Annotated in this window: 15 protein-coding genes and 1 rRNA gene; 3 read left to right on the top strand and 13 right to left on the bottom strand. The window is 64.3% G+C overall.

Annotated elements, in window-relative coordinates; translation table 11 throughout:
• Positions 1–95 (bottom strand): 16S ribosomal RNA (locus tag CH286_RS20635); the annotation flags it as partial.
• 122 nt (positions 96–217) lie between these two features.
• Here CH286_RS20635 and CH286_RS20630 point away from each other — a divergent pair.
• Positions 218–499 carry a hypothetical protein gene (locus CH286_RS20630; protein ID WP_094610231.1) on the top strand — a complete coding sequence of 94 codons (282 nt, stop codon included), beginning with the start codon at positions 218–220 and terminating at the stop codon, positions 497–499.
• Positions 500–659: 160 nt separating this feature from the next.
• Here CH286_RS20630 and tyrS read toward each other — a convergent pair whose 3' ends face one another.
• Together tyrS and CH286_RS20620 are read right to left on the bottom strand one after the other, a co-directional pair.
• The gene (gene tyrS, locus CH286_RS20625; RefSeq protein WP_094610253.1) at positions 660–1,934 is read right to left on the bottom strand and encodes a tyrosine--tRNA ligase; all 1,275 of its coding nucleotides are present in this window, start codon (positions 1,932–1,934) and stop codon (positions 660–662) included.
• 38 nt (positions 1,935–1,972) lie between these two features.
• On the bottom strand, positions 1,973–2,626 hold the full coding sequence (locus CH286_RS20620; RefSeq protein ID WP_094610230.1) for a DNA-3-methyladenine glycosylase: 654 nt from the start codon (positions 2,624–2,626) through the stop codon (positions 1,973–1,975).
• 73 nt (positions 2,627–2,699) lie between these two features.
• Between CH286_RS20620 and CH286_RS20615 the strand changes: the two genes are divergently transcribed.
• Positions 2,700–3,431 (top strand): ABC transporter ATP-binding protein, encoded by a 732-nt coding sequence (locus CH286_RS20615; RefSeq protein ID WP_094610229.1) that lies wholly within the window; start codon positions 2,700–2,702, stop codon positions 3,429–3,431.
• A complete protein-coding gene (locus CH286_RS20610; protein WP_094610228.1) occupies positions 3,428–4,183 on the top strand; it encodes an ABC transporter permease in 756 nt (251 codons plus the stop codon). The genes CH286_RS20615 and CH286_RS20610 overlap by 4 nt, the downstream gene beginning before the upstream one ends.
• Before the next feature lie 13 nt (positions 4,184–4,196).
• Here CH286_RS20610 and CH286_RS20605 read toward each other — a convergent pair whose 3' ends face one another.
• The 10 genes from CH286_RS20605 to argC form a co-directional block, all read right to left on the bottom strand.
• Entirely contained in the window at positions 4,197–4,403 is a 207-nt protein-coding gene (locus CH286_RS20605) for a Trm112 family protein (RefSeq protein WP_032404027.1), read from the bottom strand.
• 106 nt (positions 4,404–4,509) lie between these two features.
• A complete protein-coding gene (locus CH286_RS20600; RefSeq protein ID WP_032404078.1) occupies positions 4,510–7,527 on the bottom strand; it encodes an AMP-binding protein in 3,018 nt (1,005 codons plus the stop codon).
• A gap of 109 nt (positions 7,528–7,636) precedes the next feature.
• Positions 7,637–9,085: an argininosuccinate lyase gene (gene argH, locus CH286_RS20595; RefSeq protein ID WP_094610227.1), complete on the bottom strand. Its 1,449-nt coding sequence runs from the start codon at positions 9,083–9,085 to the stop codon at positions 7,637–7,639.
• Positions 9,082–10,281, bottom strand: a complete 1,200-nt coding sequence (locus tag CH286_RS20590; protein WP_032378949.1) for an argininosuccinate synthase — start codon at positions 10,279–10,281, stop codon at positions 9,082–9,084. Before CH286_RS20590 ends, argH begins: the two co-directional genes overlap by 4 nt.
• Positions 10,282–10,332: 51 nt before the next feature.
• Positions 10,333–10,848, bottom strand: a complete 516-nt coding sequence (locus CH286_RS20585) for an arginine repressor (RefSeq protein ID WP_032378950.1) — start codon at positions 10,846–10,848, stop codon at positions 10,333–10,335.
• Complete coding sequence (gene argF / locus CH286_RS20580) at positions 10,845–11,780, bottom strand: ornithine carbamoyltransferase (protein ID WP_094610226.1); 936 nt, start codon at positions 11,778–11,780, stop codon at positions 10,845–10,847. The genes CH286_RS20585 and argF overlap by 4 nt, the downstream gene beginning before the upstream one ends.
• On the bottom strand, positions 11,777–12,982 hold the full coding sequence (locus CH286_RS20575; RefSeq protein WP_032378952.1) for an acetylornithine transaminase: 1,206 nt from the start codon (positions 12,980–12,982) through the stop codon (positions 11,777–11,779). Before CH286_RS20575 ends, argF begins: the two co-directional genes overlap by 4 nt.
• Positions 12,979–13,893: an acetylglutamate kinase gene (gene argB / locus CH286_RS20570; protein WP_094610225.1), complete on the bottom strand. Its 915-nt coding sequence runs from the start codon at positions 13,891–13,893 to the stop codon at positions 12,979–12,981. The genes CH286_RS20575 and argB overlap by 4 nt, the downstream gene beginning before the upstream one ends.
• Entirely contained in the window at positions 13,890–15,128 is a 1,239-nt protein-coding gene (gene argJ, locus CH286_RS20565) for a bifunctional glutamate N-acetyltransferase/amino-acid acetyltransferase ArgJ (protein WP_094610224.1), read from the bottom strand. The genes argB and argJ overlap by 4 nt, the downstream gene beginning before the upstream one ends.
• Positions 15,125–16,180, bottom strand: coding sequence for an N-acetyl-gamma-glutamyl-phosphate reductase (gene argC, locus CH286_RS20560; RefSeq protein WP_094610223.1), 1,056 nt, complete (start codon positions 16,178–16,180; stop codon positions 15,125–15,127). The genes argJ and argC overlap by 4 nt, the downstream gene beginning before the upstream one ends.
• Positions 16,181–16,203: the final 23 nt, after the last annotated feature.

The raw sequence follows: 16,203 nt of genomic DNA, 5'->3' as shown, positions 1-16,203 counted from the left end.
CCGCTCGTGTACCCCGAAAGGCCTTACCGCTCGACTTGCATGTGTTAAGCACGCCGCCAGCGTTCGTCCTGAGCCAGGATCAAACTCTCCGTAAAAGACCTGCGAAACAACGGACCCAAAAGGACCGTGAATCAGTCAAAGACATCAAGTCAAATCACTAGCAAATAAACTCAACTAGCATTTTCAAACAACACCCGACAACAACCACCACAAGCGGATGGCTGATACATCGAATGCTTTCACCAAACAAAAATTCGGCACTGACATTCATCGACACACTGTTGAGTTCTCAAAGAACACGCACGCACCATTCAACAACGAGCAGATGCTCGTAGATGTCCGGGGCAACCGTTCCAGCTTAGATCAGATGATCGAGCACAGTCAAACTGGCTTCTCATCCAAGGAAGTCGAACCTTGCGGCTCCACCCTCCATGTTGTCGAAAGCGAACTCCACTTCGCTCAGGCCTTGCGGTCTGGGCTGGCGTCCGTGTCGCTCTGACCTGGACAAAGTTACGCCCCGGATAACAACGCGTCAAATCCCCAGGTCGTTCACACGCGAACCGTGTGAACAGCCTGGTCGCAACTGTTCAACTACCCACCTGACGGGCGTCGTAACCAAATTACATGGATGTGACTCCGGCCACTGACAACCCGCGAAGCTAGCTCGAGACCCGCGCGCCTGCGAAGTTCCGCTTTCCGCGTCGAACCACCAGCCACCGTCCGTGCAGTAGATCGTCCGCTGTGGGCGTCCAGTCCTCGTCGGAAATCTTGACGTTGTTGACCGATGCGCCGCCCTCCTTGACCGCACGCCGGGCCGCGCCTTTGCTTTCGCTCAGTCCCGTGGCGACAAGCAGATCCACGATGGTGTTCGGAGCACCGACCTCGATGTCGGCCACAGATGCTTCCTGCAACGCGGCGGCGAGAGTCTTCTCGTCGAGTTCTGCCAGTTCTGCACGTCCGAAAAGTGCCTGACTGGCGAGCTCGACCGATCGAGTCGACTCTTCCCCGTGTACGAGGGTGGTCATTTCTGCGGCGAGACGTTTTTGAGCCTCGCGCGCGTGCGGACGCTCCGAAGTGGCGACTTCGAGTTCGGCCAACTCCTCCTTCGACAGGAAGGTGAACCAACGCAGGTACTTCACGACGTCCGCGTCACCGGTATTGACGAAGTACTGGTACCAGGCGTACGGGCTCGTCATCTCCGGGTCGAGCCACAGGCTGCCGCCACCGGTGGATTTGCCGAACTTCTTTCCATCGGCAGACGTGACCAGGGGAACGGTCATTGCGTGGACCGACTCGGCATCCTGGCGTCTGTTCAGTTCCACACCGGCAATGATGTTGCCCCACTGATCGGAGCCACCGATCTGAAGACTGCAGCCGTACTCACGGCGAAGCTGTACGTAGTCGTTGGCCTGCAACAGCATGTAGCTGAACTCGGTGTACGACATTCCGTCGCTCTCGAGCCTGTTCTTGACCGTCTCGCGTGCGAGCATCACGTTGATCGAGAAATGCTTGCCGATATCGCGTAGAAAATCGATGGCGGACAGCTCGCCCGTCCACGACAGATTGTTCACCACCACCGCACCCGTGGGGCTGTCGTCCAAGTCGACGAAACGCTCGAGCTGACCTCGAATTCGCGTTGCCCACTCGGTGACGACCTCGGGAGAATTCATGGTCCGCTCCCCCACGTCGCGAGGGTCACCGATCAGTCCCGTCGCTCCGCCGGCGAGAATGATCGGCCGATGTCCGGCCCGCTGAAACCGCTTGAGAGCGAGCAACGGCACCAAGTGCCCTGCGTGCAGCGACGGACCGGTCGGATCGAAACCGGAATACAGCGTGATCGGACCCTCGGACGTCGCCTCCCTCAGCGCGTTCACATCGGTGGACTGCGCGATCAGTCCGCGCCAGGTCATTTCGTCGATGATGTTCTCACTCACGACGTCGATCTTCCCGCATGCACGCATCGACCCGTCGGTCAGGCCTCCAGGCCACCGGGCACCGCGGCGCGGGGACTGCGTTTGTAGCTCGATACCGCCGAAGATCCACGAATCCAGAAGCGCCACGGTCGGTCAGCTGCCAGACTCACCCCGACGCGTGGGCCGGACGCGACAGCCTGCTCCGGCAGCGGGTGCGGGAGTAGCTGGAGGGTGACGGCGGACGAGGCGTCGAACAGTTCCGTTCCGTTGTCCGCCAGCGAGACGCCCAAGGCTCGACCGAGATTGCCCGGCCCGCGGCCCCACCCGGCCTCCACCCGTGCAGATCGTGGACTGCGGCCGGCGCGCCTGCCCTCGACGATGTCATGACCGGCCACCACTTCACCCGCCCGGAGTAACACGGCGGCGGCCGTCCCGTCCGGACCGCAGCTGACATTCATGCACAAGTGCATGCCGTAGCTCAGGTAGACGTACAGCCGCCCCGCCGGCCCGAACATCACCTCGTTGCGAGGTGTCGAACCACGGAAGGAATGCGCCGCCGGGTCGGGCCACGGACCGTCGAGTGGACCGCCGTATGCCTCGACTTCCACGATGCGCAAGGACACTTCACCTGCGTGGACGGTTCCCCCGAGAATGCGTCGGGCTGCGTCGTCCGGGTCTCCGCTTTCCAAGTCAGCGACGTTCACCCATCCCATGATGCTGCGCCCTTGACCACCACGCGCCGACAGGGCTATGACTTCACCATCCGATGAAGTCTGGAGGGCCCACATGGCGTTCACGGGGGAGCATGCTGTCGAGGTGACAGGGCTGACGGTTCGCCGAGGCGAGCGAACAGTGCTGCGCAATCTATCCCTGACAATCCCTCGCGGTGCCATCACCGGACTTCTCGGTCCTTCGGGCTGCGGGAAGACGACGTTGATTCGCGCAATCGTCGGCACTCAGATCGTGGCAAGCGGAACCGTGACGGTTCTCGGATCACCGGCCGGCTCCGCATCGTTGCGTCGCACAGTCGGGTACGTGACCCAGGCACCGAGTGTCTACCGCGACCTCACCGTTCGTGAGAACGTGCAGTACTTCGGGTCGCTGTACGGTCGCGGCCGCGCAGAGGTGGCTTCCGCGATCGAGGCAGTGGGACTCGCCGATCACGCGGCGTCGCGTGCAGGCGAACTCTCCGGTGGACAGTTGGGACGGGTCTCGTTGGCCAGTGCGCTGGTCGCAGAACCAGAACTGCTGGTACTCGACGAGCCGACCGTCGGATTGGATCCGGTGCTTCGTTCGGAGCTGTGGTCGCGTTTCGCCGATCTCGCGAACGCAGGTACGACGGTGTTGGTCTCGAGCCACGTGATGGAGGAGGCGGAGCACTGCAGCCGGCTCGTGCTGATGCGTGACGGCTCAGTGCTGGCTCAATCGAGCCCGGACGCGTTGCTCGAGCAGACGAACGAAACGAATCTCGATCGTGCATTCCTCTCGATCATCAGATCGGCGGAGCAGCAATCGTGAACGCGAGGATCTACGCGGCGGGCACGGGGCGAATTCTTCGCCAGCTCAGAGCCGACCACAGATCGGTTGCCATGGTTCTGCTCGTGCCGTCTCTGCTGATGGTGTTGCTGTACTTCCTGTACCGCGACGTTCCCTCACCGCCGAACCAGCAGTCGCTGTTCGACAGGATCGCAATCACGATGCTCGGCATCCTGCCGTTCGTCGTCATGTTTCTGATCACGTCGATCTCGATGCAGCGCGAACGAACCTCGGGAACGCTCGAACGCCTGCTGACGACTCCGATGTCCAAGCTGGACCTGCTGGCGAGCTACGGCTCCGCGTTCTCGCTCGCCGCGGTGGGACAAGCCCTGCTCGCGTGCGCTGTCGCGTTCGGATTTCTCGGGCTCGACATCGAGGGCTCCGTTGCCTGGGTTCTGGTGATCGCAGTGCTTGCAGCAATGCTCGGCGTCGCGATCGGCTTGCTGTGCAGCGCATTCGCTCGCACCGAATTTCAAGCCGTTCAGTTCATGCCGGTCGTCGTGATCCCCCAGCTGTTCCTTTGTGGACTCCTGGTACCTCGCGGTCAGATGCCGAGCTGGTTGAGCGTCATCAGCAACGTTCTGCCGCTGAGCTACCTGGTGGACGCCCTGCAAGAGATATCCCATCACCCAGGCGTCACCGGGCGCACGTGGACCGATATCGCTGTGGTCGTGGCGTTCACCGTTGCCGCTCTGACCGGGGCGGCCGCGACACTACGTCGACGAACCCCGTGAGCAACCAGGCGGTCTAGGAGGTGGCGCGGGACAGAATCGACTCGTGCTCCGCGTCGTCGACATCACGCGCATCGTCGGCGAGCAGGACCGGGATGCCGTTCTCTATCGGATATGCGCGACGCAGTCGCGGGTTGTAGAGCAGTTCGCCCTCGACCAGCAACAGCGAGCCCTTGTCCACCGGGCACGCGAGAATGGAAAGCAGTGTCGAATCGATTGCCACAAGTGTCCTTCGTTCTGCTCCGACCGAGTCGGAGTGATGTACTCGACCACGCTACCGAACGAGCCGTCACCGGCAGGCTCCACTCCTCATTTTCGAGTCGTTCCTCCTAGGAGGACTTTTCGGTGGACTCGCCCCCACCCACAAAACGCTCGGCAACAACAGCTTTGGTCAAACGGCGGTAACTGTTCGACTCCGAGTCGTAGAACCACGACCGGGCACTGGGCGTCGGGATGCCCGCTTCCTTCAGCGCCGTCGCATTGGGCCGATACGCGCGACCCACCGGGATTTCGGACACTACGTGCACAATTGCCGGACGCTCGGCCGGGAGCAGCGCACCGAGCGTATCCGTCAATGCACGAGCGGTGATCACTGCTTCGGGTTGCAGAGAGATGGCGCAGACAGCAACCTCGGTGGCAGCCGCATCGACACGAACCGACCGTGGACGATCGACGGCGACGTGTACGCCGTAGACCACAGCCGAATCCACCTGGTCGAGATCGCCGACAGCATCGACGATGGGCTGGGTGTAGACCGGGCCGCACGCCGAACGTACGACGGTGTCCTTGCGGTCGATCAGCCAGTAGTCTCCGTCGGAATCGCGTCGGAAGAGATTCTCGGTGGGAATCCATGCGTCCGTGGGCTCGAAGACACCGCGCATCACATGGCTGGTCGCTTCGCCCTCGCCGCTCGGTCGACCCAAGAGCAGCCCGATCTCGTCGTCGCGGCACTGCCGAACGAAACCGTCGTCGTCCTCTTCGAGTCGGCAGGTGATCGGGTCGTAGGCCGCAAGGGCAACCCGGGCACTGCCGGGCAGGGGGCGGCCTTTCGAGCCGATCTTCGATCCAGCCACGTTGGCCAGAATGACGTCGTTCTCGGTCGATGCGTAGAACTCGAGCACCCGAGCAGGGCTGAATCGTGCCAGTGTGCGGCGCCACAATCCGACCGGCATGCCGGAGCCGATGAACAGGCGGACCGGATGGCCGGAATCCACCGGGAAACGACCGTCGTCGAGGATCTGCCGCATCATCGTCCACGTGTAACTGACCACGGTCACGCCGTAGCGGTAGACCTCTTCACTGAACCGCTCGGGGTCGAGACCACGGGAGAGCGCAATCCGCGAGCCACCCGCGAGCGCGCCACCGATCGTGACCAGAATTCCCGCCGAATGATGCAGCGGAGCAAGGCAATACACGGTATCGCCAGGGCCGAGCGCGGCCGTGGTAGCGGTGCCGAAGGCCGAGAGTGCCCAGCGGTGATTGGTGATGTACCGGGGCTCGAGACCACGATCGGTCGTCGTGAACAGGACCATGGCCAATTCACGAGCGCGGCCCGGATCGGGCTCGTACCACTGCGGCAAACGCACAGCATCGGGATCGATGGCCTCGAGATCGGTCACCTCGTATCCGTTCGGTATCTCGAGTCGACGCGTCTCACCGCCACCCAGTACCAGAACATTCGGTGTCACCGGGACTGCCGCCGCTACGTTCTCGGGATCTGCGATCACGGTATCGACATCGACCGTCCGCAGTGCTGCAGTCAGGTCGCTGCCCGGCTGCAGCAGAACCGGCACTGCCCCGATCCTCGACAGCGCAGCCATGGCGGCCAACGCACTGGGGCGCGTCTCCATCAGCACTCCGATGCGCGACGCAGGACGCACCCCGACACTGATCAGACCGCGAACGACGTTGTCGATGCGGACGTTGACCGCGTCGTAGGTGTGCACGCGGTCGTCGAACAGGAAGCACTCGCCGTTCGGCGATTTACGTCCCTGCTCGGCGATCAAGCGGCCCAACGAGACTCGACTGTGCGGCTGCATCTGTCCGAGCCGCGCGAGCCGCGGCAGCGTACGCACGGCCTCGGACGAAATTTCACGGGTACCTCGTACAGCGCCGGTCGCTGCCGATGCCAGCCCCCGGCCGACGCCGACACCGACCTCGGCAATGGAGGCTGCCGTGTGGATCAGTCGATTGGTGATCGACACACCGCTGTCGGAATCGCTGTGGTCCTCGCGCTCCATCACGCGGACAGCCTCGGGCTTCGGTCCGAGATCCTCACGCCACCGAATCCAGTTGCCCGTCGTCGGCCACGTCTGTGCAGCTGCCGTACTGCCGACCACGAGGCCGAAATGGCCTGCGCGCAAGGTAGTTTCGAAGACCTGTGCGCGCGGAGCCGCTCGCTGGATGCCGCGTACGGCCAAGGGTTGACCGATGTCGTCGACCTCACCGACGAAGGCCAGCACCGGCACCGTCAGTTCGGCCAGAGTCAACAATCTGTCCTTGATGACAAACCCGCCGGTCATCATGCGGTTGTGCACGACGAACTGCTTCAGCAGCTCCGCCACGGCCGGGCCGGACCATGCCACCCACCCGTCCATCGCCAGAAAGCGTCGCTGCGGCTCGCGCGGCAACAATGCCTCACGGTCGTGCAACTGTCGAAGGAAATCCAGGCGGGACCGAACGGTTTTCGCCGGATCGAGGAGTTGAAATCCCGTCCGCGCCATCCAGCCCGAGACGGCCAGCCGGGTGAAGACATGATCGGCGAGAAACTCTGCGCCCCGGGTGGCCACGCCGGCCGGGATTCCCAGCGGCAACCCGGCCAACGTGTCGACGGGAGCCCCGAACGTGATGAGGCTGGCCAGGTTTCGTCCACCCCGATAGGCAGCAGCCTGGTAGCAGAACATTCCGCCCTGCGAGTAGCCACCGAGGTGAACGTCTCGGCCGGTGTGCTCGTGCACCTTGTCGACGACCTCGCTGATCGCCACGACATGATCGGCGAGAGTACGGCTCCACCCGCCCTCTTCGGTATCGGGTGAACCGAAATCGACCACCCATGGATCCAGGCCCATGCCGTGCAGAATGCCGGCCGCACCCTGATCGGTCGTGACGTCGTAGACGTCGGCGGACACCATCATCGGCGGAATGAGCACCACAGGAGGACTATCCGCAGGCACGTCGTCGGGGAAGTACCGGCGCAACCGATACATGGGCTCCCGGTCCATCACCCGGAACGGCGACGGGTCCACCTCGGTTTCGAGACCACCGAGACGAATGACCTCGAGACCGTTCTGGGCCGTGGCGATGGCACGGCGCAGTGGACCACGTACGGCGTCTGCATTCAGTCCCACAACTACACTCCTGCGTTCGGCCCCGACGGAACGACCGGCATCGGTCTTCACGTGACGAAAGCTTCTCACATCACATTCGACGGAACCGGCGTGGATGTCCCTTGCTCACCTAGTGTTGCAACACCGGTTCCTCGGCCCACGCACGAAGCGTCGAGGCTGTCGCCCGCACACCACCGAGCTGATGCGCCACCTGGACCGCGGCTGTGCCGCCGCGAGCATCACGCGACGAAATGGAACCCTCCACCGTGAGCACCTCGCGAACATCCGGAGTGAGCGCCGGATCGATGGCGGCCAGCTCGTCATCGGTCAGATCGACCAGCCCCACGCCCCGCGCTTCCGCCGCCCGGACGCACGCTCCGGCTGCCTCGTGGGCAACGCGGAAGGCAATCCCCTGTCGCACCATCCACTCTGCGATATCGGTGGCGAGTGTGAAACCGGCCGGTGCCAGCTCGGCCATGCGTTCGGTGTGGAACTCGAGCGTCGCGGTCAATCCGGTGAGCGCCGGGAGCAACAACTCCAGCTGCGCCACCGAATCGAACACCGGCTCCTTGTCTTCCTGAAGATCGCGGTTGTAGGCCAACGGTTGAGCCTTGAGCGTGGCCAACAGACCGGTCAGATTGCCGATCAGGCGGCCGGTCTTGCCGCGAGTCAGCTCCGCGACGTCCGGATTCTTCTTCTGCGGCATGATGGAACTGCCCGTCGACCAAGCGTCGGCCAGTGTCACGTATCCGTATTCGGGCGTACTCCACGAGATGACCTCCTCGGCGAACCGAGACAGATCCACGGCCGTCATCGCCAGTACGAACGCGGCCTCCGCAGCGAAATCGCGCGAGGACGTGGCGTCGATCGAGTTCTCGGCGGACGACTCGAACCCGAGCTCGGCCGCGATCTTCTCCGGACTCAGCCCGAGCGACGAACCGGCGAGCGCACCGGAACCGTAGGGCGACACCGCCGCTCGCTTGTCGAAGTCCTCGAAGCGCTGGACGTCCCGCAACAGCGGATGAGTGTGCGCGAGCAGATGATGCGCGAGCAGCACCGGCTGCGCTGCCTGCGAATGAGTCTTGCCCGGCATGACGGCCGTCGGATGCGACGCAGCCTGAGTCGCCAGGGCGTCGACCACGTCGAGAACTCCGACCGAGACCCGGCGGACCGCGTCGCGGAGCCACATTCGGAACAGCGTCGCCACCTGGTCGTTGCGCGATCGGCCCGCACGCAGGCGTCCACCGACCTCGGGTCCGACGCGATCGATGAGACCACGTTCGAGGGCGCCGTGCACGTCCTCGTCGGTCTCGGCTGCCGCGAATGCACCCGAGTCGACGTCGTCGGCGAGGCGTTGTAAACCGTCGAGCATGGTCTCGAGGTCCTGCGGGGTGAGCAGTCCGGCACCGTTCAGCACGCGGGCATGGGCCATCGATGCTCGGATGTCGTAGGGCGCGAGTACCCAGTCGAAGTGCGTCGACTTGCTCAGAGCCGCCATCGCTGCGGCCGGTCCGGATGCGAACCTGCCGCCCCAGAGCGAACCTTCGTTGGTTCCGTGTGCGCTGTCCGAGGTTGTCACAGGCCCAGGTCCCGCTTCGCTGCGATCTTCGAGGACAGGCCGTGCAGCTGCACGAATCCCTTGGCCGCGGACTGGTCGAACGTGTCGCCCTCGTCGTAAGTAGCGAGATTGAAGTCGTACAGCGACTCGCCACTACGACGGCCGTTGACGATGATGCCTCCAGCGTGCAGCACCAGACGGATGTCGCCGGACACATGCTCCTGCGTGTGTTGGACGAACGTGTCGAGAGCACCCTTGAGCGGGGAATACCACAGCCCGTCGTACACCAGCTCGGCCCACTTCTGGTCGGTGTGGCGCTTGTAGCGGCCCAGTTCGCGCTCGAGGGTCACGTGCTCGAGCTCCTCGTGCGCGCGGATGAGCACCATGGCGCCCGGGGCCTCGTAGATCTCCCGACTCTTGATGCCCACGAGCCGATCCTCGACGACGTCCAAACGCCCGACACCCTGCGCGCCCGCCCGAGTGTTGAGCTCCTGAATCGCTTCGAGTACCGAGACCGGACGACCGTCGATCGCGACGGGACGACCCTTGTCGAACGAGACGATGAGCTCGTCCGGAGCCTGGAAGTTGACCGTCGGATCCTCGGTGTAGTCGTAGACGTCCTTGGTCGGCGCGTTCCACAGGTCCTCGAGGAAACCGGTTTCGACTGCGCGTCCCCAGACGTTCTGGTCGATCGAGAACGGCGACTTGGTGGTCACGTTGATCGGGATGTCGTTCTCTTCGGCGAACTTGATGGCCTTCTCGCGGGTCCATGCGTAGTCGCGGACGGGTGCCAGCACCTCGAGCTCGGGGGCGAGCGTGTTGAAGCCGACCTCGAACCTGACCTGATCGTTGCCCTTGCCTGTGCACCCATGTGCAACAACGGTTCCGCCGTGAGCCCGCGCGTTCTCGACGAGGTGCTTGACGATCAACGGACGGCTGATGGCCGACACCAGCGGGTAGCGATCCATGTACAGAGCATTGGACTGCACCGTCGGCAGGCAGTACTCGTCCGCGAACTCGTCCCGGGCATCGACAACGACGGATTCGACTGCGCCGCAATCGAGTGCACGCTGACGCACGACGTCCATGTCCTCGCCGCCCTGCCCGAGATCGATGGCGACAGCGACGACCTCCTTGCCGGTCTCCCGCCCGATCCAGCTGATGGCGACAGAGGTGTCGAGTCCGCCGGAATAGGCGAGGATGACGCGTTCGGCCATGGTGTTCAAGCTCCTTCGTTGTTCTGGTTGCGCATGATGGGTAACCGGATCTCAGTTACCGCGTCGAGCAAGCTTTTCGATCTTGTCCGCGACCTGGCCACCGGTGTGTGGCTCGCGGGCTATCAACAGAATCGTGTCGTCTCCTGCAATGGTCCCGACGATCTCGGGCATTGCTGCACGATCCAGAGCGCTGGCCAAGTAATGCGCTGCGCCTGGCGGTGTTCGGAGCACGGCCTGGTTCCCGCTGTGATCGGTGGACACCAACAACTCCCCCAGCAACTTCAGGAGGCGGTCGGTGCCACCGGACACCCCGCGGACCGGGCTGCCGTCCTCGGGCACGACGTACACGCCCACTCCACCGTCCGGGGCGCGCAGTTTCACCGCACCCAATTCCTCGAGATCCCGCGAGAGCGTGGCCTGAGTGGTGTCGATCCCCTCGGCTGCGAGCAACGACGCCAGCTGCGGTTGACTGCGTACCTGATGCGTGGCCAGCAGCGCAATGATTCGCGCCTGCCTGCCCGCCCGGGTCGACGCGGTCAACGGCACCGCACTGACGTCCTCGCTCATGGTCGCTGAGCCTTGTCGAGGAGCCAGACCAGCAGTGCCTTCTGCGCGTGCAGACGGTTCTCCGCCTCGTCCCACACGACGCTCTGTGGACCGTCGAGCACCTCGTCGGTGATCTCCTCGCCGCGATGTGCTGGGAGGCAGTGCAGCACAACAGCGTCGGACTGGGCTTTGGACAGGAGATCGGAGTCGATTCGATACGGCCGGAAAGGGGCGACACGATCGAGACCGTCGTTCTCCTGACCCATCGAGGTCCAGGTGTCGGTGACCAGCGCGTCGGCACCGGCTGCGGCCTCGGCCGGATCCTCGGTGACGGTGATGGTGGCCCCGGTTTCCTCGGCGCGCGCACGGGCGGCGTCGAGAACGTATCCGAGCGGCACGAAATCCTTGGGCGCGGCGATCCTGACGTTCAGCCCTGCCGTCACTCCGCCGATGAGCAGCGAGTGCGCCATATTGTTGGCACCGTCACCGAAATATGCCAACGTGCGCCCCTTCAGGTTCCCCTTGTGCTCGATCAGGGTCTGCAGATCGGCGAGTACCTGGCACGGGTGGAATTCGTTCGACAGGGCGTTGACGATGGGAACCGTTGCGCCGGTGGCCATCTGCTCGAGCCGCTTCTGCCCGAAGGTGCGCCACACGACGGCCTCGACGTAGCGCGAGAGCACCCGGCCGGTGTCCTGCAGCGTCTCTTCGCGACCGAGTTGCGTATCGCTTCCGGTGACCACGACGGCATGCCCGCCCAGTTGCGCGATGCCCAGTTCGAAGGAGAAGCGAGTCCGGGTGGAGTTCTTCTCGAAGATGACGCCGATACCCTTCGGCCCCTCGAGCGGGCGCTTCGAGAACGGCGCACGCTTGAGTTCGGCAGCCAGAGCGAGGATCTCGGCCTGCTGCTGTGGGGTGACGTCGTCGTCTCGGAGAAAGTGCTGAACGGTCATGGCTGATGAGCCTCCTGTGCTGCGTCGAGAATTGCCGGTAGTGCCGTCACGAACGACGCGGCTTGCTCTTCGGTGATGATCAGTGGTGGTGCGAGTCTCAGCACATCGGGCTGCGCCGCATTGAGAAGAAAGCCTGCATCTCGCGCGGCCGCCTCGGCCGCCGGTGCGATCGCAGCGGTGAGCACGACTCCCAGGAGGAGCCCCGATCCCCGGACATGGCTGACGAGAGGATGTTCGAGGGCCTCGATGGAGTGAGCGATGGTCTTGCCGATGCTGTCGGCGTGAGAGAGGAGATCCTCGTCGGCGATGGTGCGCAACACCGCAAGCGCGGCAGCGGCACACACGGGATTACCACCGAACGTGGTGCCGTGCTTACCCGGATGCAGCAGTTCCCCCGCGGCTCCGATACCGATGCACGCACCGATGGGAAGGCCACCGCCCAGGCCCTTAGCGAGTGTGATCACGTCGGGCACGATGCCGACCGACTGATGTGCGTAGAACCACCCCGTTCGACCGATTCCGGTCTGCACCTCGTCGAGAACGAGCAACGCGCCGTGTTTCGCGGTGATCTCACGCGCAGCAAGGAGGTATCCCTCGGGCGGAACCACCACACCCCCCTCACCCATGATCGGTTCGAGAAACACTGCGGCGGTGTCGGAATCGACGACGGCCTCGAGCGCGGCCACATCGCCGTACGGCACGTGCTGCACGCCCGCGGGCATCGGCTCGAACGGAGTGCGCTTGTCGGGTTGTCCGGTGAGTGCAAGAGCTCCCATCGTCCGCCCGTGGAAGGACTTCTCGGCTGCCACGATGTTGGGACGACCGGTCAGGCGAGCGATCTTGAACGCTGCCTCGTTGGCCTCGGTTCCCGAGTTGCACAGGAACACTCGCCCGGTGGCCCCGGCACCGAGGTGCGCGAGCAATTGCTCTGCCAACGCGATACCGGGCTCTGTCGCATACAGATTCGAGGTGTGTCCCAGAGTGGACAGCTGCGTGTTGACCGCCTCGATCACCGCCGGATGGGCGTGGCCCAGGATGTTCACGGCAATACCGGCGAGAAGGTCGAGGTACTGCTTGCCGTCGGCATCGGTCACCACTGCACCGTCACCGCGCACGAGCGCCACACGCGGCACACCGTAGTTGTCCATCAGCGAATTCGACCACCGCTGTTGAAGATCGAGCGTGGACTCCGTGCCGGTCATGGCGTGACTCCTGACGTAGAAGAGTGATCGGGGGTGACCATGGTGCCGATCCCCTGGCCGGTGAACAGTTCCACCAGAACCGAATGTTCGACGCGCCCGTCGATGACATGTGCAGTCGGCACGCCTGCTCGAACGGCGCGCAGGCACGCTTCCATCTTCGGCACCATCCCGGCGTCGAGCGTGGGCAGCAACGCATCGAGCGCGGACGCATCGATCTCGGACGTCAGCGAGGTGCGATCGGGCCACGCGGTGTACAGACCCTCGACGTCGGTGAGCACGACCAGTTTTTCGGCACCGATCGCACTCGCCAGTGCGGCGGCGGCGGTGTCGGCGTTGATGTTGTGCACGACGCCGTCGCGGTCGGGAGCGATGGTGGACACCACCGGAATACGTCCGGCCGCAATGAGATCGAAGATCGCCTTCGGATCCACCGAGGTGACGTCGCCCACCAGACCGATGTCGGTCTGGTCGCCGTCGACGAGCACGGTTCGCCGGGTCGCGGTGAACAGGTGCGCGTCCTCGCCGGAGATGCCGACGGCATACGGCCCGTGACAGTTGATCAAGCCGACGAGTTCCCGGCCGACCTGCCCGAACAGCACCATGCGCACGACGTCCATGACCTCGGGGGTGGTGACGCGGAATCCGCCGCGGAACTCGCCCGCCAACCCGAGCCGGGTGAGCATTGCCGAAATCTGCGGTCCACCACCGTGTACGACGACGGGATGGATCCCGACGGTACGCAGGAACACCATGTCGGCGGCGAACGCCCGTTTGAGATCGTCGTCGATCATGGCGTTTCCGCCGTACTTCACCACGACGGTCTTACCCGAGAATCGTTGCAACCAGGGCAAAGCCTCGGCGAGAGTGAACGCTTTCTGCGCGGCCGTCAACTGGAGGGCTGTCGAGGTCATGACGAATACGCCGAATTCTCTTCGACGTACGCGTGCGACAGGTCGGTGGTTCGGATGGTGGCCGAACCGGCACCGAGACCGAGGTCTATGGTCACGGCGATATCGACACCGGACAGGTCGACCTCACGAGCACCCGGCGCGCCGACGCCGTCGATGCACACGGGATTGCCGTTGAACGACACAGCAATTCGGTCGGGATCGAGTTCGATCGGCGCGATACCGATGGCAGCGAGCACCCGTCCCCAGTTCGGGTCCGAACCGAACAGTGCCGTCTTGGTCAAGCTGTCCCTGGCAACGGTCCGTGCGCCGATCAGGGCCTCGTCCTCCGACATCGCACCCGACACGGTGATCTTCACTCGCTTGGTCACGCCCTCCGCGTCGGCCATCATCTGATCGGCCAAGTGGTCGCACACCGCAAGGACCGCGGCGTCGAGGTCGTCCTGAGACGGTGCCACTCCACTGGCCCCGGACGACAGCAGGAGCACCGTGTCGTTGGTCGAGGACGCGCCGTCGACATCGAGCCGATCGAAGGACAGCCGGGTGGCCGCACGCAGGGCCTTGTCGAGCTGTTCCGCGGTGGCGACCGCATCGGTGGTGATGACACTGAGCATCGTGGCCAGCGAGGGTGCCAGCATGCCGGCACCCTTGGCCATACCGCCGACGTTCCACTTGTCGGCGTGATGAATCGCCGCCTGCTTCGGCACGGTGTCGGTGGTCATGATCGCGTACGCCGCATCGGTACCACCCGAAATGCCGCCTGCGAGTTCGTGCACCACCTCGGTCACACCGGGCAGCAGCTTGTCCATCGGCAGCCGATCACCGATCAGACCCGTCGAGCACACGGCAACCTCGATGGCCCCGGTCTCCGAACCCCAGTTGCTCAGTGCGGACGCAACTTCCTCGGCCGTACGATGCGCATCCTGGAACCCCGGCGCACCCGTGCAGGCGTTGGCACCACCGGAGTTCAGAATCACCGCACGCAACCGCCCGGTGGAGAGCACCTGCTGGGACCACAGCACCGGAGCGGCCTTGACCTTGTTGCGGGTGAACACACCCGCCGCCGCGAAGTCGGGTCCTTCGTTGAACACCAGGGCCAGATCCGACCTGCCACTCACCTTGATACCGGCGGGAATTCCGGCCGCGCGGAACCCGGCGGGAGCGGTGACACCTTGAGTGCGGACCAGCTTCCCCGCGACCGTACCGACGGTCTCCGCCTCACTCCGAACGCTGCTCATGGCGCTACTCCTACGGTAGAGAGACCATCGGTCTCGGTGATTCCCAGTGCAAGATTCATGGATTGAACGGCGGCTCCCGCCGTTCCCTTGGCCAAGTTGTCGATGGCCGCAATGACGACGAGCAGGCCTGCGTCGGCATCGACCGACACGCTCATCTGTACGGCGTTCGACCCGATCACCGAACCGGTCTGAGGAAGGCGGCCGGCGGGAAGAACGTGCACGAAGGGTTCTGCAGCGTAAGCCTTTTCGTATACCTCGACCGCCTGCTCGGCAGTGGCAGTGGTGATCGCGGTACAGGTGGCCAGAATTCCGCGGGGCATGGGCGCGAGAACCGGCGTGAACGACACTGCAACCGCGCTCCCGGCAACGGCCGACAGATTCTGCACGATCTCCGGCGTGTGTCGGTGGGCACCCGCCACTGCGTACGCCCGAACCGAGCCCATCACCTCCGAGCCCAAGAGGTCGGCCTTGGGAGCTCGACCGGCACCCGATGTACCGCTCACGGCAACGATATTGACCCGCGGCTCGATGATGCCGGCGGCGACGGCCGGCGCGAGCGCGAGAGACGACACCGTCGGATAGCACCCGGGAACCGCGATGCGGGTCGCACCGACCAACCGCTCTCGGAGGCCCGGCAGCTCCGGCAACCCGTACGGCCAGCTGCCTGCATGCGGACTCTTGTAGTACTTCTCCCAGGCCGCACCGTCGGTGAGGCGGAAGTCGGCACCGCAGTCGATGATCACCACCGACTCTGGCAGCGCAAGTGCAAGCTCGGCGGACTTGCCGTGCGGGAGCCCGAGGAACACGACATCGTGGCCGGCCAGCTCGTCGACGGTGGTCGGACCGAGAACTCGGTCGGCCAGCGGCAACAGATGCGGATGGAACTCTCCGAGCGTGGACCCGGCATTGCCGCCGGCCGTCAGCGAACCGATGACCAGCGAACCGTCGCGCACCGCCGGGTGCCCGAGCAGAAGCCGAAGAATCTCACCGCCGGCATACCCACTTGCGCCCGCTACCGCAACGCGTCTCGGCGCGGCCTCCGAAATAGTCATGCGGTTTATTATGCAGCATCATG

The sequence above is a fragment of the Rhodococcus sp. WWJCD1 genome, assembly GCF_002258735.1.
Taxonomy (GTDB): domain Bacteria; phylum Actinomycetota; class Actinomycetes; order Mycobacteriales; family Mycobacteriaceae; genus Rhodococcoides.
Note: the sequence above shows the minus strand (reverse complement) of the source record. Positions and strands in the feature narration are given on the sequence as shown.